Origin of the sequence: Pseudorhodobacter turbinis, from assembly GCF_005234135.1 — a bacterium.
GTDB lineage: Bacteria > Pseudomonadota > Alphaproteobacteria > Rhodobacterales > Rhodobacteraceae > Pseudorhodobacter > Pseudorhodobacter turbinis.
In genome coordinates, this window is record NZ_CP039964.1 from 581,195 (window position 1) to 606,913 (window position 25,719).

Annotated in this window: 25 protein-coding genes and 2 pseudogenes; 13 read left to right on the forward strand and 14 right to left on the reverse strand. The window is 57.6% G+C overall.

The window, feature by feature from the left end; translation table 11 throughout:
* Window positions 1-21 precede the first annotated feature (21 nt).
* The 4 genes from cysS to EOK75_RS02680 all read left to right on the forward strand — a co-directional run bounded on the left by cysS (window position 22) and on the right by EOK75_RS02680 (window position 5,148).
* On the forward strand, window positions 22-1,479 hold the full coding sequence (cysS, locus tag EOK75_RS02665; RefSeq protein WP_137192459.1) for a cysteine--tRNA ligase: 1,458 nt from the start codon (window positions 22-24) through the stop codon (window positions 1,477-1,479).
* A complete protein-coding gene (gene cimA, locus EOK75_RS02670) occupies window positions 1,476-3,092 on the forward strand; it encodes a citramalate synthase (protein ID WP_137192460.1) in 1,617 nt (538 codons plus the stop codon). The genes cysS and cimA overlap by 4 nt, the downstream gene beginning before the upstream one ends.
* Window positions 3,089-3,835, forward strand: coding sequence for a squalene/phytoene synthase family protein (locus EOK75_RS02675; protein ID WP_137192461.1), 747 nt, complete (start codon window positions 3,089-3,091; stop codon window positions 3,833-3,835). Before cimA ends, EOK75_RS02675 begins: the two co-directional genes overlap by 4 nt.
* 80 nt (window positions 3,836-3,915) lie before the next feature.
* Window positions 3,916-5,148, forward strand: coding sequence for a lytic murein transglycosylase (locus EOK75_RS02680; protein WP_137192462.1), 1,233 nt, complete (start codon window positions 3,916-3,918; stop codon window positions 5,146-5,148).
* 34 nt (window positions 5,149-5,182) lie between these two features.
* On the opposite strand, the gene EOK75_RS02685 is transcribed toward EOK75_RS02680, so the two are convergent.
* On the reverse strand, window positions 5,183-6,409 hold the full coding sequence (locus tag EOK75_RS02685) for an MFS transporter (protein WP_137192463.1): 1,227 nt from the start codon (window positions 6,407-6,409) through the stop codon (window positions 5,183-5,185).
* Between the two features lie 129 nt (window positions 6,410-6,538).
* On the opposite strand from EOK75_RS02685, the gene EOK75_RS02690 reads away from it, so the two are divergent.
* The 3 genes from EOK75_RS02690 to EOK75_RS02700 all read left to right on the forward strand — a co-directional run bounded on the left by EOK75_RS02690 (window position 6,539) and on the right by EOK75_RS02700 (window position 8,988).
* Window positions 6,539-7,168 carry a DNA-3-methyladenine glycosylase family protein gene (locus tag EOK75_RS02690; RefSeq protein ID WP_137192464.1) on the forward strand — a complete coding sequence of 210 codons (630 nt, stop codon included), beginning with the start codon at window positions 6,539-6,541 and terminating at the stop codon, window positions 7,166-7,168.
* A complete protein-coding gene (locus EOK75_RS02695) occupies window positions 7,165-7,824 on the forward strand; it encodes an alpha/beta hydrolase (RefSeq protein WP_137192465.1) in 660 nt (219 codons plus the stop codon). Before EOK75_RS02690 ends, EOK75_RS02695 begins: the two co-directional genes overlap by 4 nt.
* Before the next feature lie 597 nt (window positions 7,825-8,421).
* The gene (locus EOK75_RS02700; protein ID WP_137192466.1) at window positions 8,422-8,988 is read left to right on the forward strand and encodes an HNH endonuclease; all 567 of its coding nucleotides are present in this window, start codon (window positions 8,422-8,424) and stop codon (window positions 8,986-8,988) included.
* A gap of 367 nt (window positions 8,989-9,355) precedes the next feature.
* Here the strand turns inward: EOK75_RS02700 and EOK75_RS02705 are convergent, their stop codons facing one another.
* Complete coding sequence (locus tag EOK75_RS02705; RefSeq protein WP_137192467.1) at window positions 9,356-9,988, reverse strand: super-infection exclusion protein B; 633 nt, start codon at window positions 9,986-9,988, stop codon at window positions 9,356-9,358.
* A gap of 311 nt (window positions 9,989-10,299) precedes the next feature.
* Between EOK75_RS02705 and EOK75_RS21220 the strand changes: the two genes are divergently transcribed.
* Window positions 10,300-10,518: a DUF6500 family protein gene (locus tag EOK75_RS21220; RefSeq protein WP_137192468.1), complete on the forward strand. Its 219-nt coding sequence runs from the start codon at window positions 10,300-10,302 to the stop codon at window positions 10,516-10,518.
* A gap of 137 nt (window positions 10,519-10,655) precedes the next feature.
* Here EOK75_RS21220 and EOK75_RS21770 read toward each other — a convergent pair whose 3' ends face one another.
* Window positions 10,656-10,964 carry a type I restriction enzyme endonuclease domain-containing protein gene (locus tag EOK75_RS21770; protein WP_137192469.1) on the reverse strand — a complete coding sequence of 103 codons (309 nt, stop codon included), beginning with the start codon at window positions 10,962-10,964 and terminating at the stop codon, window positions 10,656-10,658.
* Here EOK75_RS21770 and EOK75_RS02720 point away from each other — a divergent pair.
* Window positions 10,872-11,959, forward strand: a protein-coding gene (locus EOK75_RS02720; protein WP_137192138.1) for an IS3 family transposase whose coding sequence is annotated in 2 segments (ribosomal slippage) — window positions 10,872-11,133 and window positions 11,133-11,959 — 1,089 coding nt in all. Because the reading frame shifts where the segments join, the coding sequence is not laid out codon by codon here. The genes EOK75_RS21770 and EOK75_RS02720 overlap by 93 nt on opposite strands.
* A gap of 3 nt (window positions 11,960-11,962) precedes the next feature.
* Here EOK75_RS02720 and EOK75_RS20695 read toward each other — a convergent pair.
* The 4 genes and pseudogenes from EOK75_RS20695 to EOK75_RS02735 all read right to left on the reverse strand — a co-directional run bounded on the left by EOK75_RS20695 (window position 11,963) and on the right by EOK75_RS02735 (window position 15,333).
* Window positions 11,963-13,244: pseudogene (locus EOK75_RS20695) on the reverse strand (DUF3387 domain-containing protein).
* A pseudogene (locus EOK75_RS20700) lies at window positions 13,241-13,520 on the reverse strand (transposase); the annotation flags it as partial. The pseudogenes EOK75_RS20700 and EOK75_RS20695, both read right to left, overlap by 4 nt.
* Window positions 13,521-13,644: 124 nt before the next feature.
* Window positions 13,645-14,532, reverse strand: coding sequence for a MurR/RpiR family transcriptional regulator (locus tag EOK75_RS02730; protein WP_137192470.1), 888 nt, complete (start codon window positions 14,530-14,532; stop codon window positions 13,645-13,647).
* Between the two features lie 183 nt (window positions 14,533-14,715).
* Complete coding sequence (locus EOK75_RS02735) at window positions 14,716-15,333, reverse strand: invasion associated locus B family protein (protein ID WP_137192471.1); 618 nt, start codon at window positions 15,331-15,333, stop codon at window positions 14,716-14,718.
* Between the two features lie 386 nt (window positions 15,334-15,719).
* Between EOK75_RS02735 and EOK75_RS02740 the strand changes: the two genes are divergently transcribed.
* Window positions 15,720-17,327, forward strand: coding sequence for a helicase HerA-like domain-containing protein (locus tag EOK75_RS02740; RefSeq protein WP_420821916.1), 1,608 nt, complete (start codon window positions 15,720-15,722; stop codon window positions 17,325-17,327).
* 35 nt (window positions 17,328-17,362) lie between these two features.
* On the opposite strand, the gene guaA is transcribed toward EOK75_RS02740, so the two are convergent.
* Window positions 17,363-18,919, reverse strand: a complete 1,557-nt coding sequence (guaA, locus tag EOK75_RS02745; protein ID WP_137192472.1) for a glutamine-hydrolyzing GMP synthase — start codon at window positions 18,917-18,919, stop codon at window positions 17,363-17,365.
* 227 nt (window positions 18,920-19,146) lie between these two features.
* Between guaA and EOK75_RS02750 the strand changes: the two genes are divergently transcribed.
* A complete protein-coding gene (locus tag EOK75_RS02750) occupies window positions 19,147-20,688 on the forward strand; it encodes a trimethylamine methyltransferase family protein (RefSeq protein ID WP_137192473.1) in 1,542 nt (513 codons plus the stop codon).
* A 77-nt stretch (window positions 20,689-20,765) separates the two neighbouring features.
* On the opposite strand, the gene EOK75_RS21225 is transcribed toward EOK75_RS02750, so the two are convergent.
* Together EOK75_RS21225 and EOK75_RS21230 are read right to left on the reverse strand one after the other, a co-directional pair.
* Entirely contained in the window at window positions 20,766-20,909 is a 144-nt protein-coding gene (locus tag EOK75_RS21225; RefSeq protein WP_338053353.1) for a DUF6477 family protein, read from the reverse strand.
* Window positions 20,875-21,057 (reverse strand): DUF6477 family protein, encoded by a 183-nt coding sequence (locus EOK75_RS21230; protein ID WP_240794004.1) that lies wholly within the window; start codon window positions 21,055-21,057, stop codon window positions 20,875-20,877. Before EOK75_RS21230 ends, EOK75_RS21225 begins: the two co-directional genes overlap by 35 nt.
* Before the next feature lie 221 nt (window positions 21,058-21,278).
* Here EOK75_RS21230 and EOK75_RS02760 point away from each other — a divergent pair, with 221 nt between their 5' ends.
* Together EOK75_RS02760 and lipA are read left to right on the forward strand one after the other, a co-directional pair.
* Entirely contained in the window at window positions 21,279-22,388 is a 1,110-nt protein-coding gene (locus EOK75_RS02760; protein ID WP_137192474.1) for a DUF6456 domain-containing protein, read from the forward strand.
* Window positions 22,389-22,507: 119 nt separating this feature from the next.
* Window positions 22,508-23,455 (forward strand): lipoyl synthase, encoded by a 948-nt coding sequence (gene lipA, locus EOK75_RS02765; protein WP_240794005.1) that lies wholly within the window; start codon window positions 22,508-22,510, stop codon window positions 23,453-23,455.
* A gap of 31 nt (window positions 23,456-23,486) precedes the next feature.
* Here lipA and EOK75_RS02770 read toward each other — a convergent pair whose 3' ends face one another.
* The 4 genes from EOK75_RS02770 to hpt all read right to left on the reverse strand — a co-directional run bounded on the left by EOK75_RS02770 (window position 23,487) and on the right by hpt (window position 25,679).
* Window positions 23,487-24,380, reverse strand: coding sequence for a c-type cytochrome (locus tag EOK75_RS02770; protein ID WP_137192476.1), 894 nt, complete (start codon window positions 24,378-24,380; stop codon window positions 23,487-23,489).
* Window positions 24,381-24,457: 77 nt separating this feature from the next.
* Entirely contained in the window at window positions 24,458-24,646 is a 189-nt protein-coding gene (locus EOK75_RS02775) for a hypothetical protein (protein WP_137192477.1), read from the reverse strand.
* Window positions 24,643-25,137 carry a mismatch-specific DNA-glycosylase gene (locus EOK75_RS02780; protein WP_137192478.1) on the reverse strand — a complete coding sequence of 165 codons (495 nt, stop codon included), beginning with the start codon at window positions 25,135-25,137 and terminating at the stop codon, window positions 24,643-24,645. The genes EOK75_RS02775 and EOK75_RS02780 overlap by 4 nt, the downstream gene beginning before the upstream one ends.
* Complete coding sequence (hpt, locus tag EOK75_RS02785; RefSeq protein ID WP_137192479.1) at window positions 25,134-25,679, reverse strand: hypoxanthine phosphoribosyltransferase; 546 nt, start codon at window positions 25,677-25,679, stop codon at window positions 25,134-25,136. Before hpt ends, EOK75_RS02780 begins: the two co-directional genes overlap by 4 nt.
* Between the last annotated feature and the right edge of the window lie 40 nt (window positions 25,680-25,719).

Consider the following 25,719-nt stretch of genomic DNA (forward strand, 5'->3'; position numbering starts at 1 on the left):
CAGACTGCGGAAGGTACTGTCATGACTGTGATTAAACTGCACAACTCGAAAACCCATAAAAAAGAGGTTTTCACCCCGATTGATGCCAACGATGTGCGGATTTATCTCTGTGGGCCGACCGTCTATGACCGCGCCCATATCGGCAATGCGCGCAATGTGATCATGTTTGACGTGCTCTACCGTTTGCTGCGCCATAAGTACGGTGGGGATCATGTGACCTATGTGCGCAATTTCACCGATGTGGATGATAAGATCAACGCCAAGGCCGCCCAGACCGGCCGCCCCATCCGCGACATCACGGATGAGACGATCGCTTGGTATCACGCCGACATGGATGCGCTTGGTAACCTGCGCCCCGATCATGAGCCGCGCGCGACCGAATATATCACCCAGATGATCGCGATGATCGAAGGGCTGATCGCCAAGGGCCATGCCTATGCCGCCGAGGGGCATGTGCTGTTTGATGTGCGCTCATATCCCGACTACGGGCAGCTTTCGGGCCGCTCGGTCGATGATATGATCGCGGGCGCGCGGGTAGAGGTTGCCCCCTACAAGCGCGACCCGATGGATTTTGTGCTCTGGAAGCCCTCGGACGATGACACACCCGGTTGGGAAAGCCCGTGGGGCAGGGGCCGCCCCGGCTGGCATATCGAATGCTCGGCCATGAGCGAGGCCCTGCTGGGCCCGTCGTTTGATATCCACGGCGGCGGCACCGATTTGACATTCCCGCACCATGAAAACGAGGTGGCGCAAAGCTGCTGCGCCAATCCGGATGCGGGCTTTGCCAATGTCTGGCTGCACAATGAGATGTTGCAGGTCGAGGGCAAGAAAATGTCCAAGTCTTTGGGCAATTTCTTTACCGTCCGCGACCTTTTGGACCAAGGCATCCCGGGAGAGGTGATCCGTTTTGTGTTCCTGCAAACCCATTACCGCAAGACAATGGATTGGACGACAGAGAAGGCGACGCAGGCCAAAGAAACGCTTAGAGATTGGACAAAGATTGCGGGAGCTTCAACTGACGGTGAGGCTGATGCTGAATTTATGGCGATGCTATGCGACGATTTGAACACTGCTGGGGCAATCGATAGGCTTCGCGAACTGTTCAAGGAAGACAAACGCAACGAATTTGCGGCTTCCCTCAATCTGCTTGGGATCGATATCAACGAGGTTTCGAGGGCCGACTGGGCTACCCCCTATGAATATAAAGGATTGACCGAGGGAAAAGACTTCCAACCAACGATAGGCGTCTTGGGTTGGGGTCCAATTTCTGAAGATCTAAGGGACGCTGCGCAGAGGGTGCTGAGCAGGTGGCTTGCCTTCCGCCGAGAACAAAAGTGGCTTGAAGCGGATAATCTTAAAGAAAAGGCAACGCATGTTGGGTTGGAATTGAGAGCAACAAGATCATCAAATGGGATAAATGGTGGACTTGTTAAAATCAATGATCACTTCGCGCCCACCGTTGTGGACGCGATCCTATGACTAAAACCCGCCTTTACCTCTATGACACCACCCTGCGCGACGGGCAGCAAACCCAAGGCGTGCAGTTTTCCACGGCTGAAAAAATCCAAATCGCGCGGGCGTTGGATGCTTTGGGTGTCGATCATATCGAGGGTGGCTGGCCCGGTGCCAACCCGACAGACAGCGAGTTTTTCGCCCAAGACCTTGGCACCCGCGCCACGATGACCGCTTTTGGCATGACCAAACGGGTGGGCCGCTCGGCGGGCAATGACGATGTGCTGGCCGCTGTTCTGGATGCGGGCACGGCGGCGGTCTGTCTGGTCGGTAAAACGCATGAATTCCACGTCACCACCGCCCTAGGCGTGACGCTAGAGGAAAACCTCACCGCGATTGCCGAGAGCTTCCAACATATCACCGCCAAAACCCGCGAGGCGCTGTTTGATGCCGAACATTTCTTTGACGGCTACCGCGCCAATCCCAAATACGCGCTGTCATGCCTGCGCGCAGCACTGGATGCTGGGGCGCGCTGGATCGTGCTTTGCGATACCAATGGCGGCACCTTGCCCGCCGATGTCGGTCGCATCACCGGAGAGGTGATTGCCGCGGGCATTCCGGGCGACCGGCTGGGCATCCATTGCCATGATGATACCGGCAATGCGGTGGCCTGCTCATTGGCGGCGGTCGATGCGGGCGCGCGGCAAATCCAAGGCACGCTGAACGGTTTGGGGGAGCGTTGCGGCAATGCCAACCTTGTGTCGCTGATCCCGACGCTTTTGCTCAAAGACCCCTATGCCAGCCGGTTTGAGACCGGCGTCACACTGCAAGCGCTGGCGGGGATTTTGCGCACCAGCCGGATGCTGGATGATATCCTCAACCGCGTGCCTTCACGGGGCGCGGCCTATGTCGGGGCCTCGGCCTTTGCGCATAAGGCGGGTCTGCATGCCTCGGCCATCCTCAAGGACCCGACGACCTATGAGCATATTCCGCCGGAAACGGTCGGAAATGCGCGCATCATCCCGATGTCCAATCAGGCGGGGCAATCCAACCTGCGTGCAAGACTGGCCGCAGCCGGAATCGCGGTAGAGGCGAAGGACCCGCGTCTTGGGGGTATCCTCGATGACATCAAATTGCGTGAGGATCAGGGCTATGCCTATGACGGCGCGCAGGCGAGTTTTGAGCTGCTGGCGCGGCGCGCCCTTGGTCTTTGCCCCCAGTTCTTTGAGGTAAAGCGTTACCGCGTCACGGTGGAACGTCGCAAGAACAAGCGCAACCAGACCGTAACCCTGTCCGAGGCGGTCGTGGTGGTGAAGGTTGGCGACAAAAAGATGCTGTCGGTCAGCGAGTCGATGGATGCAAGCGGCACCGATCGCGGGCCGGTCAACGCATTGTGGAAGGCGCTGGCCAAGGATCTTGGTCCCTATCAGGCCTATATCGACGACATGCATCTGGTTGATTTCAAGGTCCGCATCACCCAAGGCGGCACCGAGGCCGTGACCCGCGTCATCATCGACAGCGAGGATTCCGCGGGCAAACGCTGGTCAACCGTGGGGGTATCACCCAATATTGTCGACGCCAGCTTTGAGGCGCTTTTGGATGCGATCACCTGGAAGTTGATCCGCGATGGCGCGTCATGACGCACGACTTCTTGTCCCTGATCGAGCGCGGCGACCCGACCCGTTTCGCGGCGTTGATGGCGGCGCCCGTGGCGGCGCGTGCCCGGCTTGCCCCGCTTTACGCCTATAATCTGGAACTGGCCCGCGCGCCTTGGGTCAGCAAAGAGCCGATGATCGCCGAGATGCGCCTGCAATGGTGGCGCGATGCGGTTGAGGATCTGGGCAAGGGCATCATTCGTGGCCATGAGGTGCTGCAACCGCTGGCCGATCTGGATTTGCCGCTTGATGTGCTGGACCGGATGGCCGAGGCGCGGCGTTGGGATATCTATAGCGATGCTTTTGCCGATCAGGCCGCGATGGATGCCTATCTGGAGGATACGGCAGGCGGGTTGATGTGGCTGTCGGGCAAGGCGCTTGGCAGCGATGATGAGACCGCCTTGCGGGGCGTGGGCTGGGCCGCCGGGCTTGCGGCCTATCTGCAGGCGGTGCCGGAACTGGCCGCACGCGGGCGCGTCCCCTTGCTGGACGGGCGGGATGCGGGGATTGCAGCACTGGCACGCCGCGGGCTTGACCGGCTGGCACAGGCGCGACGTCTGGGCATCAGCGCGGCGGGGCGTCCGGCGGTGCTGGCGGGCTGGCAGGCACAGGGCTTGTTGCGCATGGCCGAAAAAGAGCCGGGCCGCGTGGGCGAGGGCAGCTTGCAACTGTCGGAATTCGCGCGCCGTGGGGGCCTGATGTGGCAGGCTTTTACCGGTCGTTTCTGACGCCATCTTCCCCCGTTGCTTGAACTGCGCTAGGGTTTGCCTCAAGGGCGAATGCCCAGAGCATTTTGAGGAGCAGCGCGATGCAGGTTACCAGACGAACAACCCTTGCCACCTTGGGCGCGGCCCTTTTAAGCGGCTGCGTGGGCGGCGGCACCGGCCCCGTTTCGGCGCGCAATACAACGCAGTATCGCGCCGTGTCAAATGCCGGTTTCGATGCCTGGGTTGCCAATTTCCGCGCCCGCACCAATAGCGTCAGCACCAGCACGATGAATGCCGCCTTTCGCAACGTGGGCTATTTGCCCGAGGTGATTGAGCGCGACCGCAACCAGACCGAATTCAAACGCTCCTTGCAAGATTACCTTGCGATTGCCGCCTCGGATGAGCGGGTTAGCAAGGGGCGTGCCGCCTATGCGCGCCACCGTTCCACCCTTGCGCGGATCGAGCAACGTTACGGCGTCGAGGCGCATGTCGTGGCCGCCGTTTGGGGGCTGGAAAGCTTTTATGGTGAGCGGCGCGGCGATATCCCTGTGATCTCGGCGGTGGCGACCTTGGCCTATGACGGGCGGCGCGGGGCGTTCTTTGAGAAACAGCTGGTCGCGGCGTTGAAGATTCTGGAAAACGGCGATGTTCCGGTTGATCGGATGACAGGGTCATGGGCCGGTGCGATGGGGCACACGCAGTTCATCCCCACGTCATACGCGCTTTTCGCGGTGGATTTCACCGGCGACGGGCGGCGCGATATCTGGGCGGATGACCCGAGCGACGCGCTGGCCTCTACCGCCGCCTATCTGGCGAAATCGGGTTGGACCAAGGGCCAGCCTTGGGGTGTAGAGGTGCGCTTGCCTGACGGGTTCAACGCGGGGCTTGCAGGGCGCAAATCCACGCGCAGCCCTGCCGATTGGGCCGCAATGGGCGTGCGCGATATGGACGGGGGCCGTGTGCCGAACCACGGTGCCGCCTCGATCATCATCCCCGAGGGGATGGCGGGGCCGGCCTTTATGACCTTTGGTAATTTCACCGCGATCACGCGCTACAACAACTCTGAAAGCTATGTGATCGGGGTGGGGCATCTGTCGGACCGTATCCTTGGCCTTGGCCCTATTCGCGGTGATTTCCCGCCGGATGAAAACGGCATGACCCTGAAAACCCGCAAAGAGATGCAGCGGCTTTTGACCGCCAAAGGGTTTGATACCGAGGGCGCGGACGGGGTGATCGGCAGCAAGACCCGCGCGGCGATCTCGGCCTATCAGGCCAGCCGCAATATGGCCGTGACCGGAGAGCCAAGCCTGTCGCTACTGGCCAGCCTGCGCTAACGCCAAAGGCCTTGCCCCCTTAGGGGCAGGGCTATCACGCCCGTCGGGTATCCTTGGGCTGTAGGGCGAGCCAGATCAACGCGCCGCCCGCCAGCACCAGGAACGGCAGCATCGCGAGGTTCACGGCCGCCCAACCTTCCTGAACGGTCCCCCCCGAACAGTTCATCAAACCGCCCGAGGACAGCGAGGCCATCGTTACGCCCCCAAAGACCAAAAGGTCATTGAGGCCCTGCATCCGCCCACGCTCGCTCGGGGCGTGTTCACCGGCCAGCATTGTGGTGGCGCCGATAAAGCCAAAGTTCCAGCCGACGCCCAACAACATCAGCGCAACAAAGAAATTCTCCAGCTCCACCCCTGTCAGGGCAACCGCCCCCGCACCGGCAAGGATCACCAAGCCCAGACCGATAATCTTTTCCACGCCGAAACGTGCGATCAGATGGCCGGTAAAGAACGATGGCACATACATCGCCAGAACATGCGCCGTGACCACATCGGCGGCATTCGAGGTTTCAAACCCGCAGCCGACAACCGCCAGGGGTGAGGATGTCATCACAAGGTTCATCAGCGCATAGGATACAGTGGCACAGATCACGGCCACGGCAATGCGCGGCTCTTTGATCATTTCCCATTTGGTGCGGCCCTTGGCCTCACCCACCTTGGGGGCTGGGGGTTTCGGAATTTTCAGACCCAGAAACAGGAAAGACCCGACAAGGTTGATCCCGATAACCGCCAGATAGGTGCCCATGAAGGGCACGACAAAGGCCTGCGCCGTTACCTTTACCAGTTGCGGCCCTATGATCGCCGAAAGTAACCCGCCCGCCATCACCCAAGAGATTGCCTTGGGGCGAAATGCCTCGGATGCGGTATCAGCGGCGGCAAAACGGTAAAACCCTTGCGCCGACATGTAGGTGCCGGAAAACAGCGCCCCTAGCAAAAAGATCGGGAAAGACGCGGAATAAAGCCCGTAAGCCCCGATGCCCGCACCCAAGGCTCCGGCTGCAGTGCCGATCAAAAACCCGGCCCGACGCCCGTATTTCTGCATGATCGCCGAAAGCGGCGTGGCCGAGAGCATTGAGCCGATAACCATGATCGAGATCGAAAGCGTGGCCCAACACGCGTTGGAGGCAAGGGTTTGCCCCGCAAGCCCCGCGATGGTGAAAATCATCGGCATCTGCGCGCCAAGGATCGCTTGGGCGGCAATCAACACCCAGACATTGCGGCGCGATTGGGCGGAGGCGGGGGATGTATCTGCGTGGGTCATACATGTTGATTAGGCCGCGCCCCCCTTTCGGGCAAGGGACAAATTGTCATAGCTACAATCCCGGGCGCGGCTTTTGGGGTTTTCCTGCGCATGGTCAAAGGTTAGCGTGCCCTAAGGATCGGGGGTGTCATGACCGGACGTATCATTGAGGGCGACGCCTGCGTTACCGAGGGCGAGGGCTGGTTGGCCGCGCAAGAGCCGCGCTTTGCTTATGCCCTGGGGCAGGTGGGGCCGTTGCCGCTGCGCCGCAAGGCTGACGGGTTTGCGGCATTGCTTGATGCGATTGTTGGCCAGCAGGTCAGTACCCAGTCGGCTGCCGCCATCTGGGGACGGCTGGCCGCAGCGGGGCTGACCGAGGAAGCACCCGTCGCCGCCGCAACCGAGGAAGAGCTGCGCGCCTGCGGGCTCTCGCGTCAAAAAATCCGCTATGCCCATGCGCTGGCGGCCGCCCTAATCGACTATCCAAGCCTGCGAGGCATGCCCGATGCGCAGGTCATCACCACGCTGACGGCCGTTCCGGGTATCGGCACATGGACCGCCGAGATCTATGCGATGTTCAGCCTTGGCCGCGCCGATGTCTTTGCCCATGGCGATCTGGCACTGCAAGAGGCGGCGCGCAGGCTGTTTGACCTGCCCGAGCGCCCAAAAGAAAAACCGATGCGCGCGCTTGCTCAAGATTGGGCGCCGTGGCGTTCGGTTGCGGCCCGCATCCTTTGGGCTTATTACCGTGTTTCGACTGCAAAAGAGGGGATTAGATGACACGCAACCTTAGCTCCGACCGTAAAGGTCCGGCAATTGGCCAAGCGAAAAGTATGGTCGTTTTCGTTCATGGCTACGGCGCGAACGGCGCGGATCTGCTTGGGCTGGCTGATCCGCTTGGGCAGCATATGCCTGATACGGTTTTCTATTCCCCCGACGCGCCAGAACCTTGTAACCGCGCGCCAATGGGCCGCCAATGGTTCCCGATCCCGTGGATTGACAGCTCTTCGGAAGAGGTCGCCCGTGAGGGTTTGCTGGCCGCTGCCGATGACCTCAACGCCTTCCTCGATGAAAAGCTGGCAGAAGAGGGGCTGGACCCAGAGGCGCTTGCCCTCGTCGGGTTTTCGCAAGGTTCCATGATGAGCCTGCAAATTGCCCCCCGCCGTACGAGTAAAATGGCCGGTGTTGTCGCCTTTTCCGGCAGGCTGCTTGCGCCCGAACTTTTGCATGAGGCCAGCGTCAAACCACCGGTGCTTTTGATCCATGGCGATCAGGATCCGGTTGTTCCCTTTGAGGATATGGGCCTAGCCGGCAATGCGCTGGTGGCGGAAGGGTTTGAAGTCTTTGGCCATGTGATGAAAGGGACGGGGCATGGCATCGCCCCCGACGGCTTGTCCATGGCGCTTGCCTTCCTGAACGAGCGTCTGCCGAAATAGACTGCTTGCCCCTTTGCCTGCACGACAGCTTGGCAAAGGGGGTTGTCAGATGATCACCGCGATATATAGTCCTGTTTTATAGGGGTGGGGCCTCTCGCCCGACGGCAATGGGAGAGCGCGATAGAAGATGGGCTGCGACGTCAAAATGACCTTTACCCGAGCGCCGGTTGCCCTGCATCCGTGTCCGGCATCGGTTTTGAACGCAGCGCTCCAACAGCAACCACATTGCGCGGTTTCGCGCTGGCCTTGGCTAGATCGCATAAGGGCCACATGCCCCATGCGCGCCGGGGCTGCCTTTGACCACGATCGTTTCCCGCGCAGTCAAAGGCATCATACCCATACTCCCATTGTCTTTCCCCCCATAGGTTCTTCCAAACCTCAAAAGCGCGTCTGCTTGACGCGCTTTTTTGTTTTTGGAGGGATGCGTATTCACGTCAGTACCCCAGTGCGAATTGTTTTACGTCAATGCTCTCAATGGCTTGGGAAGATCATGAAACCTGTACCCACATATCCTGATACCGCGCCGCACTTTGGGCGCCAACATTTGACTGCAATGCAAAACCGGAGACGGTCAAAGGCATTCCGGGAGGACATCGCATGAACGCGTCTGTCTCGGGGCTGCGAACCCTTGTTCTAAACGCCGACTTCCAGCCGTTAAGCTGGGCACCGCTATCAGCCTGGAGCTGGCAGCAAGCGCTGGTCGCAGTGATGCAAGAGCGCGTGATCCAGGTTAAATCCTATGATGATGTGCTGATCCAAACCCCACGGCAGGCCTTTGAAGTGCCCGCCGTCGTTGTCCTCAAGCGCTACCGCAAACGCAGACACGTACCGTTTTCGCGGTATAACGTGTTTTTAAGGGATGGGTTTCGCTGCCAGTATTGCGGAGAACGTCTTCCGGCAAGCGAGCTGACCTTTGACCATGTTATTCCCAAAAGCCGGTCTGGACGTTCAAGCTGGGAAAATATCGTTTCCTCATGTGCGCCCGATAACCTGAGAAAGGCGAACAGAACCCCGAGTGAAGCACGCATGAAACTCTTGAGAGCGCCTTTTCAACCCACCCCCCAAGAGCTTGACCGCATTGCAAGAAAGATGCCACTGGTCAAAGAAGAACTCCACAATACATGGTTGGATTACCTATACTGGAGCGCAGAGATCGAGGCATAGGCATCGCTGTCTGCATCTTTGTGTAAATGGAACCATAGTTTTCACAAAACTGGGGATTCTGCTTCCATAAGGGTAGCATCGGATTCACCAAGCATTGCATTCATAAACAATTCGGGTGCAAATCTGGCAATGGTCCAATTGCCTTCGTGCAACATTTTTCCAAGAAGGGCGGTTTGCAGACATTCTCTGCAGGTGCGCGGTCATTGGTTCGGATTGTGAAAAGCTGACATTCACACCCCGTCCTGCGCAGAAAATCTTGCCGCACCATGCACCAATGGCAGCTATGCGCAGATAGTGAATTTTGCAAAGTTGCCAATCGATTGACGCCTGCGCGACTATTTTGGCTTATTGCAAGATCATCTTAATATCACATGGTGCAAGAGACGGTGGGATGTTTAGGCGATAGGTAAACTCGCAAATCATCACCTCTCTTGCCATCGTTAATAGCATCCCTCAGTGCCTCGGCATCTACTTTGAACTCGTCCATGACGACGATAAGTTGCCATATCGTGTCAACAAATTCGAATGCATCTGGCTCAGGGGGGCTGTAATATGTTGGTTTAGCGGTTGAGCCCTCAGCTAGAAGGCAGGCAAACGTACGCTTGATTATCCCTTTGCTCTCCAGAGATTGCGTCAAGGCATGATGTTTTTCAATGGGGAGCGTTTTCTTACGAAATTGTGCGTATAGGCTTACAGCTGCGACCTCATCTATAGTTAACCCTAGAAGCGTTTTTAATTCCTTGCGGCGCTGTTCCCACCGAAGCACTTTGCGTCGAACAGGGTCAAAACCCTCCCATATAATAATGCCCAATAACAGTAAGCCGGAAACAATAGCGGCCCAAAAAGCCACTGCGTCAACGTGTTTGGGCCAGTCAGGTAGCAGGTCGGGGTTAAGGAAAAACAAAAAAGTAAGGCCGGTCGAAACAACAAAGATTAGGAAAGTTGGTTTCGGAGCGGCGTTGACAAAAAAATCCAGCGCTGACTTTAAACTAAAATCCATAAAAACCTCACACCATTTCGCGCATATCGAAAGCACATCCCAGGATAGCACGTCAAGAAGAACCCAATCTCAGGGCGACTCGAATATAAGCACCGTGTCTTCGGTTTTTTCTGTCGTGTCTGCTTTGGGCTGACAGCAGTCATCCGGTGTGATCCTCAGGCCGGTGGCAGGGCATTTTGCGCAAAAACCACGCGCTGCATTGCTGCAAGTCCGCTTGGAGCCCAAACCTACCAGAAGTCTTAAGTTGCGACCTTCATCAGTTCACTTTATGTTCTGATCAATCATTTGGCGATAGAGAGGCTGCAAGTAGTATGAGATCAACTTTAAGGACAAAGGCAATCGCTGTCTGCAATGACAAGATCGCTAAGAAGGGAGAAACCGTAGGTCTTTCATTCTACGCTTTTTTTGCCAATAAGAATGATGAGCCAAAGTTGCTTATGGAAGCAGCCGAATGGTGGATCAAGACTCACGAACTGGATCACTTCGAGAAGGCGGTGAAAGTTCGAGACATGATCAGTTCAGGTGTTTGACCAACGGCAGAAAAGTCCGCACAGCGGACCTTCAGCGAGTCAAAATGCTGCACACGTGCTCCAATGTCCGCTTCGGTGAAGCTGCATTGCGGCATCCGACGTTCCAGCAAAGGTCGGCTATGGGCCGCAAGCCCCCCTTAGCTCATTTCTCTTGCCATTGCCTCGGCCTGCTGAACCACGTGCTTGATCGCTTCGGCCTGCAGATCTGGCGGAAACCCATGCTTTTTCAGTATCCGTTTTACGGCGACCCGCATCTTTGTGCGGACATTGTCTTTACGCCACGGTAATCCCCCCCGAAAGTAAGGGGCTGCGGAAGTAGAATTTTCTCGGCAAGATGAACGAGGAGATTTTGAATGAAAATGACCAGATATAGCGAACCCCAGATCCTTGCGATCCTGCGCCAAGCCGAAGGTGGTGTGCCGGTGGCCGAGCTTTGCCGTGAACATGGCATGAGCAATGCGTCGTTTTACAAATGGCGTGCGAAGTATGGTGGCATGGATGCATCCATGGTCAGCCAGATGAAAGCCATGGAGGAAGAGAACCGCAGGCTGAAGCGGATGTATGCAGATCTGAGCATGCAGGCGGACTTATTGAAGGAAGCCCTCGGAAAAAAGTAACGGGGCCATCTCAGCGCCGCGAGATGGCCGAAACGGCGGTAGAGCGACGGGGCGTCAGCATCGCGCTGGCGTGCCGGGCCTTCGAGGTCAGCGAGACCTGCTATCGTTACAGCCCGAAGCTGAAAGACGAGAACGAGGTGATCGCCGATCTGCTGACAGGGCTGACGGATGCGCGCAAGACTTGGGGATTTGGCCTGTGTTTCCTGCATTTGCGCAACGTGAAGGGGCATCCGTGGAACCACAAGCGGGTCTACCGGATCTACTGTGAGCTGGAACTGAACCTGCGCATCAAGCCGCGCAAGCGGCTGAAACGGGAGAAGCCTGACGTTCTGGCGGTCCCGAACAGACCGAATGTGACCTGGTCCATGGACTTCATGGCGGATCGCCTCGGCGACGGCAGGGCTTTTCGGCTTTTGAATGTGTTGGACGACTTCAACCGCGAAGGGCTGGGGATCGAGGTTGATTTCTCGCTCCCTGCCGAACGGGTCATCCGCAGCCTTGATCGCATTATCGAATGGCGCGGAAAACCGGGCACGATCAGGGTCGACAATGGGCCGGAATATATCAGCGAAACACTGAGAAAATGGGCTGAGAAACATAGTGTTACGATCCAGCACATCCAACCCGGACAGCCCCAGCAGAACGCCTATGTCGAGCGCTACAACCGGACGGTTCGGCATGAATGGCTGGATCAATACATCATCGAAAGCATCGAGGAGGCTCAGGATCAGGCCACACAATGGCTCTGGACATATAACAACGACCGCCCGAACATGGGCATCGGCGGCATCACACCCGCTATGAAACTGAAAATGGCCGCGTAAGTTCTACAGATGCACCCCGTTAAAAAGGGGGCGATTACCCCACCAGTCTACAGAGGCGCTTGCGCGGACGGTGTTTACAAGTTCGGCTGCAATCACACGCAAGTCTTCGTTACCCATCAAGGCCATCGCACTTTCGCTGCGTGCAAGGGCGTCATAAAAGGCGGCTTCCTCTTGCGATAGGCCGTCTTCCGGCTCCTCCCGCAAATCACGGGCCAGCTTGAGCAACTCCTGAATAACCTGAAGCGCATCGATGCTGCGGTTGTGGTAGCGGGAAATGGCCTCTGTCAGTTGTTGCGAGAATGCGTCTTTCTTCGCAAGGTTTGTCCGCGTCCGGGAGGATATCTCTCCGTTCAACAGCCGGCGCAGAGCTTCGACCGCAAGGTTCTTTTGATCCATTCCCTGAATGCCAAGCAAAAAAGCCTCATCCAGGACGCCGATATCGGGGCGATCGACGCCGCACTCTTTAAGGATGTCGATGACTTCGGTTGAACCTACCGCCTGATTGATCAGTTGCGAGATCGCAAATTCCGTATTTTCAACCGCACTTCCGGATTGCGGCCTGCACGGCGGCAAAGAAGCTGACTTCTTCCTTGATATCCTCAGCCTCGGGGCTAGCTGATGCGATCCGGAATGCGGTGATCAACCGCGTGGCTGCCTTCATGAATCGTTTCTTGCTGAGCTTTCGATCGCCGCCCTCAACCTGTTTTCCATCTTTATCGAATACAGGCAGAGTCAAAGCATGTTCGATCGCCATGGGGAGGATGTGGATGCGATCTTGGGGCGTTCCTCGCAAAGCGTCCTGATAGGCGATGCCGTAGAACATGTCGCGCATGACATCTAGCGCGGTCATCAAAGCATCAACAGCTTCACGTTTATCAACGCCGGTGCGTTGTTGATCGGAAGCTGAATAATGTGCCAGCGCTTTTTTCAGATCCGCGGCGAGGCCAATGTAATCGACCACCAGACCTGAAGGTTTGTCTCCGAAAACGCGGTTTACACGTGCGATGGCCTGCATCAACCCGTGGCCCTTCATGGGCTTATCCACGTAAAGCGTGTGCATGCAGGGCGCGTCAAAACCAGTCAGCCACATATCACGCACGATCACCAGCTTCAGCTCATCCGCTGAATTGCGATAGCGATTGCGCAGTGCCTCTTGTCTCGATTTCGAGCGAATGTGAGGCTGGAACGCTGCCGGATCTTGGGCCGAACCGGTCATGATCACTTTGACAGCGCCTTCTGTATCTGTATAGGGCGGTTGCAAATTAGGCCACGGTAGCGTCGGCATTGTGTGCACCGCCCAGTTCAGCCCCGCTAACTTCAGCATGCTTTCCATGAACCCGGTCGTCTGCCTCAAGGGCAAACCGAACAGCACTTTGATCGTCAGGCAAGCTTGTATCGCCACATCACTGTAAGCCTGTTGACGTCCCCTCTTGCCACAAGGCTGCGCCTCCCACACCATCTCATCATCAAACCAGATCGATAATGAACCGCGCTGTTTTAGGGCTTGGTGGTAGTCAGACCAGTTCTTGGTGTTGTAAGTCGTTGGTATCCAGCTGCTCATGGCTGTCAGCTATCACGCTGGGTTCACAACATGAATCCCCGAAACCGATTTCGCGCAACAAAGCCTCGTAGCATCCACATCGTTTTCTTGAGTGACGACTGCAATTTATTGTGAAGCTTGAGAATCAGATCCGGCGGCGCGGTATCGTATTGGCATAAATATTGAGCGATTGCAGATGCTCATCGGCCTTTTGAAGTGCCTCGAGCGCGCCCTGACGGTCATGGGCTGCAAGCAAACCACAGAGCACTTCTGAAATGGCAAGGGCAGGGGTTAGCGTGTGGAAAAATGTCTGGCTTTCTGTCGGGCACAATATAGTCGCTTGTGAAATCGAGGCGAGTGGGGAAACCTCGCTGTCGGTAATGGCAATGACGGCCATACCCTTTTCACGCGCCGCTGCCGCAAGTTCCAGCGTATGTAGCGCATAAGGGCTGACGGAGATCGCCAGCAGCACATCCTTATCACCGGCATGCAAAAGACCGTCGCCTGATGTGCCTGCGGGGCCGTCAAGGTGCACTGTCTTTTCACCCAGTAGCGTCATTACATAATGGAAATGCCAAGCGACGGAATGGCACGACCGAAGGCCTAGGACATAAATCCGCCTCGCGCCATGCAGGTGATCCGCCACGGCTTGCAACTGGGCGAGCGGTTGTGGCTCGCTCAACCGTGATATCTGGGCGGCCAGACTTTGCAGCATCTGACGGGCCAGACCACCGCCTTCATCTGGCGATGCGGTTTCGCGTTCCATTGCACGCGCGGCAAAGCCGTCGGCACGCATGCGGATCGTCTTGGCATAATGGGCGCGGATATCCTCATATCCGGTCAGCCCCAGATATTGCGCCAGTCGTGTCATCGTTGCGGGCTGCACCGCCGCATTGCGCGCCAACCTCCGCATTGAAGTGAGCGCTACTTCTTGCGGGTTTTCCAGCACATAGCGCGCGGCTTGCTGAAGCTGCGGCGACATCCCGTCATATTGAGCTATGATTTTGTCCCTGAGGGAGTCACCTTCCAACATCGTTTCACCCCTAGCTTTACCCTGCATTGCTTTTTTGCCGTGCAGCTTGCTGAATAGCAACAGCTATAGGCCGATTGTGCGCTGGGGGGGCTTGCCGCCAGACCGGGCAATCCAAAGCCCAAGGGCACCCATTGAAAACGCCGCGCAGGACATGCGCGGCGTAACTAAAATATCTTGCCGGGCTCAGTTGCCGTTGGCTTTGTTCACAGCGTCATAGCCTGCGGTAAAGCCGGTCAAAGAGACGGACAGTTCAACCTTTTGATCGGGGGCAACAACAGGAACGATGCTGAGATTTGCAGCATTGCCTTTTTTGAAGCCATCAACCTCGGCTTGGGTAAACCCGATGCGCGCGATGCACCCGATGTTGGAACACCATGAGAAGGGGTATTTCCGGGCAGCGGCACTATCGACAGCAACCGAAAGCTCTGCCGTCAGAAGAGTTTCCAGCGGCACAATCACGGTGGCACCGGCCACGGCCTGCTGACCCTTGGGCAGACCAAAGATCGAAATCTCGGCCACGTTGTTGCCTTCGCTGTCTTTGAGCAGGTGGTAAAGCTGGCACGGATCGGCGCCGTCTTCGGTTTTCACACAGCGTTGTTCCCATGTACCGAAGGTTTCGGCGGTATAGGTCGCACCAATACCATCATTGGCTGCAGGCTCTTGCGTGCCCATCGACAGGCCATTGGGGGCATCGGTGCTTTCGGCATCGGCCACAGGGGCAGTTTCCTGAGCAAAGGCAGCAGTGCCAAGCAGAAGGCAAAGGGGGATTGCAAGAAACTGTGCGGATTTTTTCACGGGCATTCGTTTCGGTCCTTCAATGGTATAAGACACCGCATAGCATGGGGTTTTAGCAAAGTCAGGTCCGAAAACAGGGTGAGGCAATATTACGCTGTCTGATGATTGCCCTGTGGATGTGACCGATCCACGTCGCGGGGAAAGGGGGAAATGCGAAAGGGCCGGCGTACCGACCCTTTTCTTTTAGTTATAGCTCCCCGTCGGACTGGCCGACTTCATTAAGGAAAAGTTAGGACCATAGCATAGACAGGTCAACAGGAAAAAAGTTCTCAAAACGCACAAAAAAACCGCGCCTTTTAAGGGGCGCGGTCAGTTTCAACAGGGAGGAAGTCTTACCAAAAACGCCTTTGGGGCGCATTGGTGAAAACCACTCTGGCACAGAGCGGTTAACAATGTATTTTGAAGGCGTGGCGGGCAGATTGCCGCGCCAATTCGGGTTGAAAGGGGATTGCGTGGCGATTGAACCGGGTATTTTCGTTGGCGGCGGCGATGAGGCTTATGGCACTCCGCAGGAATTGCTATTGGGTTATGGCAACCGGCACGGGTTGATTGCAGGGGCCACGGGCACGGGCAAAACCGTGACGTTGCAAATCCTCGCCGAAGGGTTTTCGGCTGCCGGGGTGCCGGTGTTCTTGTCCGATGTGAAGGGCGACCTTTCGGGGATCGGCATGGCGGGATCGGCAGATCACAAACTGCACGATGCCTTTATGGCGCGGGCGCAAACCATCGGGCTTGATCTGGAATACAGTAATTTTCCTGTTACTTTCTGGGACTTATTCGGCAAAAAAGGCCATCCGGTGCGCACCACCGTTGCCGAAATGGGCCCATTGCTGATTTCGCGCTTGTTGGAGCTGACAGATGCGCAAGAGGGCGTGATCAATGTCGCCTTCCGGCTTGCGGATGATGAATCTTTGCCGATGTACGACCTTAAAGACCTGCGGGCGATGCTGACCTTTATCGCCGAAAATGCCAGTGAGATCAGCACGACCTACGGGCTTGTTTCCACCAGATCGATCGGGGCGATCCAACGCCGCCTGCTTGTGCTGGAGAATCAGGGCGGGGACAATCTGTTTGGCGAACCGGCATTGGATCTGGCTGATATGATGCAGGTCGATGTCGAGGGGCGCGGGCGGATCAACATCTTGGCAGCCGATCAGTTGATGGGTGCGCCGCGGCTTTATTCTACCTTCCTTTTGTGGCTTCTTTCAGAACTGTTCGAGGAGCTGCCTGAGGTCGGAAACCCCGACAAACCCAAGCTGGTGTTCTTTTTCGACGAGGCGCATCTGCTGTTTGACGGCGCGCCTAAGGCATTGGTGGATAAGGTAGAACAGGTCGTCCGGCTGATCCGCTCCAAGGGGGTGGGGGTGTTTTTTGTCACGCAAAAGCCGGCCGATGTACCTGATGATGTGCTGGCACAGCTTGGCAACCGGGTGCAGCATGCCTTGCGGGTATTCACGCCCCGCGATCAACGCGATCTGAAGCTGGCCGCACAAACCTACCGAGGCAATCCGCGCTTCTCCACCGAGGAAGCGATCACGCAAGTGGGCACAGGGGAGGCGGTGACGTCGTTTCTGGAGCAAAAGGGCATACCGGGTGTGGTGGAACGGACGTTGATTCGCCCCCCTAGCAGCCAATTGGGCCCGATTGATGCCGAAACGCGTGCCACTTTGATGGCAGCATCCCCCGTTGCAGGGAAATATGAGGCGCGGTTTGATCGCGATTCGGCGTATGAACGCCTGTTGGCCCGCGCCGAAGCTGCCGCAAAAGAGGTTGCAGAAGCAGAGGCCGCAGAGGCGCGCGCCGAAAGCCAGCAGCGAGAGTTCAATTCCGCGCGGCGCTATGACGGGGGACGTGTGGCGCAAAGCACAAAACGCAAATCCTCGCGGTCATCAGACAGCGTGGGAGAGGCCTTTGCCAAAAGCTTTGCACGACAGCTAGGCACCAAAAGCGGCCAAGCGCTTGTACGCGGGATTTTGGGATCGTTCTTTAAAAGCCGGTGAAACGACAGCGCGCCCTCAATCGGGGCGCGCTTGGATCATTCCCATTCAATGGTGCCGGGCGGCTTTGATGTAATGTCGTAAGTAACCCGGTTAATCCCTTGAACTTCATTGATAATCCGTGTCGCAGTTTCACCAAGGAAGTCATGCGTGAAGGGGTAGTAATCGGCTGTCATGCCATCGACCGAGGTCACCGCGCGCAAGGCACAGGCGAAATCATAGGTGCGACCATCGCCCATAACGCCCACGGTACGGACCGGCAAAATGGCCACGAAGGCTTGCCAGATATCATCGTAAAGCCCGTGCTTGCGGATCTGGTCAATATACACAGCATCGGCCTTTTTCAGAATCGCCAGCTTTTCGCGGGTGATCTCGCCGGGGCAACGAATGGCCAGGCCGGGGCCGGGGAAGGGGTGGCGGCCGATGAAAGAGGGGGGCAGGCCAAGTTCCCGACCAAGCGCGCGCACCTCGTCTTTGAACAATTCGCGCAAAGGCTCGACCAGTTTTAGGCCCATCTTTTCAGGCAGGCCGCCGACATTATGGTGCGATTTGATCGTTACCGAAGGGCCGCCCGAAAAGCTGACCGATTCGATCACATCGGGGTACAGCGTACCTTGGGCCAGAAATTCCGCGCCCTCAATCTGGTTGGCGTATTTCTGGAAGACGTCAATGAACAAGCCACCGATAATTTTACGCTTGGTTTCGGGGTCGGACACGCCGTCCAGCTTACCGAGGAACAGCTCTGATTCGTCGGCATGGATCAGCGGGATGCTGTAATTCTCGCTGAACATTTTAACGACTTCTTCGGCCTCGTTCTGGCGCAGCAGCCCGTGGTCAACAAAAACGCATGTCAGCTGATCGCCGATGGCCTCATGGATCAAGACCGCCGCGACAGAGCTATCAACCCCGCCCGAAAGCCCGCAGATCACTTGCTTGTCACCAACCTGTTCGCGGATTTTGGCGATGGCATCTTCGCGATAGGCGCCCATGGTCCAATCACCGGCAAAGCCAGCGATGCGGACAAAATTCTCATAGAATTTCGCACCATTCGGGGTGTGATGCACCTCGGGGTGGAATTGCACGGCGTAAAAGCGACGCTCAACATCGGCGGTAATCGCAAAAGGCGCGTTGGGGGAGGTTCCGTAAACCTCAAACCCCGGTGCGATTTTGGAAACATGGTCGCCATGCGACATCCAGACCTGTTCACGGTCGGTGGCAAACCAGCCGTCCAGCAAATCGGTTTGCGCCGCTGTTGGCGTCACAAAGGCGCGGCCAAATTCGGCGGTGCCGTGACCACGTTCAACCTGCCCGCCTAGGCAATGCATCATGACCTGTTGCCCGTAGCAGATGCCAAGCACAGGTACGCCCAGATCAAATACCGTTTTCGGCGGCATCGGCGCACCCTCGGCAAAGACCGATGCGGGTCCCCCCGACAAGATCACCGCTTTAGGCGCGAATTCGGCCAAAAAGCCGTCGGTCACCTTATTAAAGGGATGGATTTCGCAATAGACGTTCAGCTCCCGCAAGCGGCGCGCAATAAGCTGCGTTACTTGGGACCCGAAGTCGATGATGAGGAGGCGCTCATGATGTGTCATAGGTGGGCAATAATCGGGGCGGCGCAGAATCGCAAGAGGGCAAACTTGTTGCAAACACATTGCGGGTTGACCTCGGGCGGATTTCACTGCGTTTTGCCAAATTGAAACAGAGTGTTGTCTGTGCCCCCATGTCGGTTTTGGGTGGTATGTGACGGAATTGGGAAGTGTTCCACCGCCACACTGCTGCATAAAGACAGCACGACCGCGATGGGCTTGGGGAGAAAACGATGACTGAAGGCACAACACGCAGGGCACGGGGCGGCGGTGGATCAGCGCGGCGGGCAGAGCGGACGGCCGTCAGCTTTGATGTGGCGAAATATATCAGCCGCAATATCCCGAATTTCGAGATTCTGAACGAAGAAGCTTTGGAGATCATCGAATATAACGCGGAAACCGTGCTTGAAGAGATCGGCGTGAATTTCGTTGATAATCCGGCAGCTTTGGAGCGGTGGCGCGCGGCGGGTGCCGATGTGAAGGGCGAGCGGGTGCATATCCCCCGCGGGCTTGCGCGCAAACTTTGTGCCACAGCACCTTCCAGCTTTACCCAACACGCCCGCAATGCAGACCGTTCGGTTGAGATCGGCGGCCGCAATCTGGTGCTTGCACCGGTTTACGGCCCCCCCTTTGTGCGCGACCGTGAAGGCGGGCGGCGTTATGCGACCATGGCGGATTTCGAGAAATTCGTAAAACTGGGCTATATGTCGAAATGGTTGCACCATTCCGGCGGAACAGTCTGTGAGCCAACGGATATTCCGGTGAACAAGCGCCATCTGGACATGTTGCGCGCGCATATGGTGCTGTCGGACAAGCCGTTCATGGGCTCGGTCACCGAACCCGAACGCGCCAAGGATTCGGTCGAAATGTCGAAGCTGCTGTTCGGCGCGGATTTTGTTGACCAGAATGTGGTGCTGACCAGCTTAATCAATATTAATTCGCCGTTAACCTTCGATTCGACGATGATGGGCGCGCTGGAAGCCTATGCGACAGCAGGGCAGGCCGCGATTATTTCGCCCTTTATCGTGGGCGGTGCGATGGCGCCGGTCACGGTGGCGGGGACCTTGACGCAGGTTCTGGCCGAGGTGCTGGCGGGCGTTGCCTATAGCCAGTTGGTACGCCCCGGTGCGCCAGTGATTTTCGGTGCTTTTGTAACCTCGATTGATATGAATTCCGGTGCGCCGACCTTCGGGACCCCCGAGGCCGCGCATATCACCTATGGTGCTGGGCAGCTTGCCCGCCGGCTGGGGCTGCCGTACCGTTCGGGCGGGGCGTTTTGTGGATCGAAACTGCCCGATGCGCAGGCGGCCTATGAAACCGCGAACAGCCTCAATATGGCACTTTTGTCGGGGGTTAACTTCATGCTGCACGCCTGTGGCTGGCTTGAAGGCGGGCTTGTCGCCTCCTTTGAGAAATTCGTGATGGATGCTGACCAGCTTGGCGCCTTGCATCATCTGGCCCAAGGGATTTCGATGGATGACAACGGGCAGGCGATGGACGCGCTGCGCGAGGTCGGGCCGGGGGGGCATTTCCTTGGCTGTGAACACACACAAAAGAATTTTAAATCAGCGTTTTGGCGGTCGGACTTGCTGGATTATAAGCCCTTTGAGACTTGGTATGAAGAAGGCGCGCGGGATACAGAAACACTGGCGGCTAACCGTGTGGCCAAGATGGTTGGCGATTACCAGGCCCCCGCGCTGGATGAGGGGATTCGCGAGGCGATTGATGATTATGTCGCCCGCAAAAAAGCCTCTATGCCGGATGCTTTCGGCTAAGCACCATGCATCTTTGGCAAAATGGCCCCGCTGTATAAGGCGGGGCCATTTTGCATTCAGATAACAGCTCGGCTGCGTTAGGCGCCGGCGTGATTGCGCAGCAATCGCAGCTCTGCCATCATTGCGATCAAGAGATCGACGTGGCGCGCTATGGAATATCCAGCATCCCCGCGACGGCGTGTTTCCTCAGCCAGTTCCTCGGCATCGCGAAGACGGGCCAGTGCCGCCTCGGGGGAGGGGGGGGGAAACCGCGTTGATTAACCGACGCAAATCCCGGTCACGACGATAATCCTGAATGCCGTGGCGTGCGGCGCGGATCAGTAAACGGGGACGGCGGAGATTCGCAAGGATTGTGCTGATATCTGACATTTGGTGCTCCTGAAATTTGTTGCACCACCATGCACCAACACAACCCTGCGTTGCGCTTTCGGCGATTCCACCGCGCGCTGCTTTCGCATTTGTTTATGATTTGGAAACAATTATGGACGAAAGCGAAGATGTTAACGAACAGGTAAGAAATGCTGCCCAGAGTTGCAACTGTCCAGAATGGGACTAATGGCCTAACTGCAAAGGCACCACAGGACGCTGTAATGGGATCAAACCTGAGCTCGGAGTTTTCGCTGCCTGCATGGCTGCCGGATGCGGCACGCCTGTACCCTGACCATACGGAGCAGGGCGTTTCCTTGCGGCAATTGGCGCGCCGTGAAGGGTGCCATGCGTCAACCGTGATGCGACAGGTGCGCCGTTACGAAAACCGACGCGATGATCCCTTGGTGGATGAGGCGCTGTCGGCATTCGGACGGGTGCAGGATAACGACGCTTGCAACATCAGCCGGAAGGATGCCACTGCCATGACAGCCCCTATCAGACAAGACGGATTGAAAATTGACGATGCGACAATCATGCACGAAGGGCGCCGTGTTTTGCGGCGTCTGGCCGAGGTGGATACCGTGCTGGCGATTGCGCAAGACATGGATAAAGCTGCTGTTTTGCGCAGTTTTCCCGACGGGCGTACGCTGCGCCTTGCGGTGATTGACCGCACATTGGCGCAGGCTTTTGCGTTAAAGGACTGGATCTCTTGCGAAAAGCAGGGGCGGGTTTCCACCTATCAGATCACCCAAGCGGGGCGCGCGGCCTATAAGCGGATGGTGCCGGGCGATGCGGGCGGCATGGCCGAGGCCCCGGCACAATTTGGCGATCAGCACCGTGATTGGGCACCCCGTGACATGCCCGAGGGCGGCGAGGAACGCCGCGTGCGCTACAATGCCGCCGAAAGCCCTATTCAGGTTTTGGGGCGGCGGCGGGATCGGGACGGAAAACCTTTCCTCGCGCCGGAGCTTGTGGCGGCGGCGGAACAGCTGCGGATGGATTTCGAGCTTGCGCAGATGGGCCCCCGCGTCACCCAAAACTGGGAGCGTTTCTTGACCGGCGGCGACCGCGGCAGCTTTGCGCCGGATGGAAAAACCGGTGGCGGTGCCTCGGATGCACGCGAGCGGGTTTCGGTGGCACTTCGCGATCTGGGACCGGGGCTTGGTGATATGGTTCTGCGTTGCTGCTGTTTTCTGGAAGGTCTGGAGGTTGCTGAGAAACGCATGGGCTGGTCTGCGCGGTCGGGCAAGATCGTGCTGCGCATCGCCTTGCAGCGTCTGCGGCTGCATTATGACACGCATTACGGCAAACACGGCCCGATGATCGGCTAAGCAACTGGGAAAATCTGCACCCGCACGTCTACTTGATGGCCGTGCGGGGCGGTGGCTGTTGTCTCAGCCCGCAAAAGGGCGTATCCAGAAAGCAACCAATCTTTCGGGGGGACATAACCTTGCGTGACCTTAAATTACCGGACCAACGCCACCCTGAAAAGGCGCACCGCGTTGACAATGCCCAACCCAAGAAGCCGTCGTGGATTCGCGTGAAAGCCCCCACATCAGAGGGCTACAAAAAGACGCGCGATATTTTGAAAGAGCAAAAGCTGGTCACAGTTTGCGAAGAGGCAGGCTGCCCCAACGTCGGCGAGTGCTGGGGGCAGGGTCATGCGACCATGATGATCATGGGCGAGATTTGCACCCGCGGCTGTACTTTTTGCAATGTCGCCACCGGCAAGCCGCAAACGCTTGATGCATTCGAACCGGGGCGCGTTGCCCATGCGGTGCAGCAGCTGGGCTTGAACCATGTGGTGATCACATCGGTGGACCGTGACGATCTGGATGATGGCGGCGCCGATCACTTTGCCCAGACGATCCGGGCGATTCGCCACCGCAGCCCCGAAACCACGATCGAGATTCTGACGCCGGACTTCCTGAAATGCGCGCCCGAGGTTCTTGAAAAGGTTGTCGAGGCGCGCCCCGATGTCTTTAACCATAACCTTGAAACCGTCCCCGGCCTTTATCCCACCGTGCGCCCCGGCGCGCGCTATTTCCACAGCTTGCGCCTGTTACAACGTGTGAAAGAGCTTGATCCCACGATGTTCACCAAATCGGGTATCATGGTCGGCTTGGGCGAGGATGCGCAGGGCGTGCGGCAGGTGATGGATGATATGCGCGCCGCCGATGTTGATTTCCTGACCATCGGGCAGTATCTGCAACCAACCCCGAAACACCACCGCGTTGATCGTTTTGTCACACCGGATGAGTTCAAAGCCTATGAGACTGCCGCCTATGGCAAGGGCTTCTTGATGGTGTCGGCCACGCCGCTAACGCGCTCCAGCTATCACGCGGGCGATGATTTTGCGCAGATGCGCGCGGCGCGATTGGCAAAACTGGCACAGTAACAGGGTCTTGGGGGGCAGGCTGCCCCCCTGTTCAGTTGGCAACTGCCGGAACGCGTTTCAGATAGGCGGCAACTGCGGCACGGTCGGATTCGGGCAGGCGCGCCATATTTTCCACCACATGCACCATATGCCCGCCCACGGAATCGTAATCGGGGGTAAATCCGCTGGTTAGATAGCCCACAATATCGGCCTCATCCCAATCAAGCCCCGCCGGGGTGATGTTGGGAATGCGGCCCTTGCCCGACGGGTCCAGCCCGCCCGCCAGCCATTCGCCGCGTTCCAAGCCGCCAAGCGCATTGCGCGGTGTGTGACACTCGCCGCAATGGGCCAATGCCTCGGACAGATAGCGCCCACGGGTTTCTTCCACAGTCAGATCACCGTCAATTACCCAGTCGTCTGATTCGAAAAGAAACTTCCAACCGCCAAGACTGCGCCGGATGTTGAAGGGAAATCCCACATCATGCGCTTGGCTTGGCGCGGTGCTGGCGGGCAGCGTATCCATAAAGGCTTTTAGGTTGACCACATCCTGAAGGGCCATCTTGTTATAAGCGTTATAGGGAAAGGCCGGATAGTAATGCGATCCATCCGGTGAGACACCCCGCGTCACGGCATTGGCAAAAGTCTCAATGGACCAAGCGCCGATGCCATGTGTCGGATCTGGTGAAATATTGGGCGCTATAAATGTCCCGAAATCCGAAGGGAATTTCTGCCCGCCCGTCAGGACCAGTTCCGCCTCGGCTTCCGCGCCCTCGGCCATATGGCAAGAGGCACAGCCTGCGGCCCAGAACACAGCCTCGCCTGCCTTGGCATCACCGGTAAGGTTGGCCGTCGCCTCTGGGGCAAGGGGCGTGGGGGCGGTCACGAACCAGAACACCCCGCCTCCGATAAGGGCAAGGACGGAAGCGGAAACAATGAGGCGGCGCATCGGACGCTCCTATCTTAAGATGGGTTTGGCGGCAGTTTGGCGGGTTTGGCGGCATGGTGCAAGCCGCCCCCTCGGTTTTAGAGACGTGGCATCCGGTGCGCCCGCCCGCCGCCATTCGGGGTCAAAGCCTCTGGCCAGCCAAAGAAATATTCCACCCCGAACAGCAAAAGACAGATCGCAACCACCGCCAACACCAATTTTACATGGCTGGCCGAGGGCGGCTTGCGTGCCCATTTCGCCATCCGCAGGAACCAGCGGTAATTCACGCGAGCGCCTGAATATGATTGGCCAGCGCATGCCAGGGGGCGGCACTAAAGGTCGCGCGTGCCGCCCCCGAGGGCGAGGGCAGCACCCAAAGCGCAAGATCTGGAAACGCAGGCGATTGCGCAGGCCCCGGCGGGTGGCGGGCCCCGAGGGCGATTTTGGCAGCGGTCAGGCTGGTGAAAGCCAGCGCTTTGGGGCGGAACTTGGCGATAGATACGGCAAACCGTTCAGGGGTATAGGCGGCGGGCGGGATATCACGGTCCGTCCCAGATGCCTCTTTGGCAAGATCCGTTAGCCCGATGCCTAGCGCGGGCAGCAGATGGTCATCCTGTGGCGCAAACAGGCGCGGCGTCAGGCCGGTCTCAAACAACAGCGGCCAGAACCGGTTGCCGGGGCCTGCGTAATAATGCCCCCGTGCTGCGGATTTAGCGCTGGCCGCCGTACCGCAAAACACCAGCTTTAACCCCGGTTGCAACAGGTCGGGCAGAATCATTTCCCGTCAGTAAACCGCACCTTGCCGATATAGGGCAGGTTGCGGTTGCGCTGTGCAAAATCGATACCATAGCCGACGACAAATTCATCGGGGATCTCAAACCCGGTCCAAGTGGCTTTTACCTCCACCTCTCGCCGGCTTGGTTTATCGAGCAGAACGCACACCTCCATACGGGCGGGTTTGCGCGATTCGAGCAGCTGCAACACATGATGCAACGTAAAGCCGGTATCAACGATATCCTCGACCACCAGCACGTCGCGCCCCGCAATTTCGCCGCGTAGATCCTTTAGAATACGCACTTCGCGGCTGCTTTGGGTGCTGTCGCCATAGCTTGATGCCTCGAGGAAATCGACCTCTACTGGCAGATCCAATTCCCGGACCAGATCCGCGATAAAAACGAAAGAGCCACGCAGCAGCCCCACAACCACCAGTTTCTCAGTGCCGTCAAAACGGGCTTTAATCTCTGCGGCCAGCTCTTCTATTCGGGCCGCGATGGACTTGGCCGAAATCATCTGGTCTATGACATAAGGTCTCGATTGCATGGGCGGCCCCTTGATTTTCCCCGTCTGTTTATCCAATACC

Excerpts from the sequence above, each read along its gene's own strand:
- EOK75_RS02695 (WP_137192465.1), top strand. The coding sequence starts at position 7,165 with ATGACACGCAACCTTAGCTCCGACCGTAAAGGTCCGGCAATTGGCCAA.
- EOK75_RS02740 (WP_420821916.1), top strand. The coding sequence starts at position 15,720 with ATGTATTTTGAAGGCGTGGCGGGCAGATTGCCGCGCCAATTCGGGTTG.
- EOK75_RS02685 (WP_137192463.1), bottom strand. The coding sequence starts at position 6,409 with ATGACCCACGCAGATACATCCCCCGCCTCCGCCCAATCGCGCCGCAAT.
- hpt (WP_137192479.1), bottom strand. The coding sequence starts at position 25,679 with ATGCAATCGAGACCTTATGTCATAGACCAGATGATTTCGGCCAAGTCC.
- cimA (WP_137192460.1), top strand. The coding sequence starts at position 1,476 with ATGACTAAAACCCGCCTTTACCTCTATGACACCACCCTGCGCGACGGG.
- EOK75_RS02780 (WP_137192478.1), bottom strand. The coding sequence starts at position 25,137 with ATGATTCTGCCCGACCTGTTGCAACCGGGGTTAAAGCTGGTGTTTTGC.
- EOK75_RS02680 (WP_137192462.1), top strand. The coding sequence starts at position 3,916 with ATGCAGGTTACCAGACGAACAACCCTTGCCACCTTGGGCGCGGCCCTT.
- EOK75_RS02735 (WP_137192471.1), bottom strand. The coding sequence starts at position 15,333 with ATGCCCGTGAAAAAATCCGCACAGTTTCTTGCAATCCCCCTTTGCCTT.
- EOK75_RS02760 (WP_137192474.1), top strand. The coding sequence starts at position 21,279 with ATGGGATCAAACCTGAGCTCGGAGTTTTCGCTGCCTGCATGGCTGCCG.
- EOK75_RS02690 (WP_137192464.1), top strand. The coding sequence starts at position 6,539 with ATGACCGGACGTATCATTGAGGGCGACGCCTGCGTTACCGAGGGCGAG.
- EOK75_RS02705 (WP_137192467.1), bottom strand. The coding sequence starts at position 9,988 with ATGGATTTTAGTTTAAAGTCAGCGCTGGATTTTTTTGTCAACGCCGCT.
- EOK75_RS02730 (WP_137192470.1), bottom strand. The coding sequence starts at position 14,532 with ATGTTGGAAGGTGACTCCCTCAGGGACAAAATCATAGCTCAATATGAC.
- EOK75_RS02700 (WP_137192466.1), top strand. The coding sequence starts at position 8,422 with ATGAACGCGTCTGTCTCGGGGCTGCGAACCCTTGTTCTAAACGCCGAC.
- EOK75_RS02750 (WP_137192473.1), top strand. The coding sequence starts at position 19,147 with ATGACTGAAGGCACAACACGCAGGGCACGGGGCGGCGGTGGATCAGCG.
- EOK75_RS02675 (WP_137192461.1), top strand. The coding sequence starts at position 3,089 with ATGACGCACGACTTCTTGTCCCTGATCGAGCGCGGCGACCCGACCCGT.
- EOK75_RS21770 (WP_137192469.1), bottom strand. The coding sequence starts at position 10,964 with ATGTTCACGGCAAAGCTCGGCCACCGGCACACCACCTTCGGCTTGGCG.
- EOK75_RS21230 (WP_240794004.1), bottom strand. The coding sequence starts at position 21,057 with ATGTCAGATATCAGCACAATCCTTGCGAATCTCCGCCGTCCCCGTTTA.
- guaA (WP_137192472.1), bottom strand. The coding sequence starts at position 18,919 with ATGACACATCATGAGCGCCTCCTCATCATCGACTTCGGGTCCCAAGTA.
- EOK75_RS02770 (WP_137192476.1), bottom strand. The coding sequence starts at position 24,380 with ATGCGCCGCCTCATTGTTTCCGCTTCCGTCCTTGCCCTTATCGGAGGC.
- cysS (WP_137192459.1), top strand. The coding sequence starts at position 22 with ATGACTGTGATTAAACTGCACAACTCGAAAACCCATAAAAAAGAGGTT.
- EOK75_RS21220 (WP_137192468.1), top strand. The coding sequence starts at position 10,300 with ATGAGATCAACTTTAAGGACAAAGGCAATCGCTGTCTGCAATGACAAG.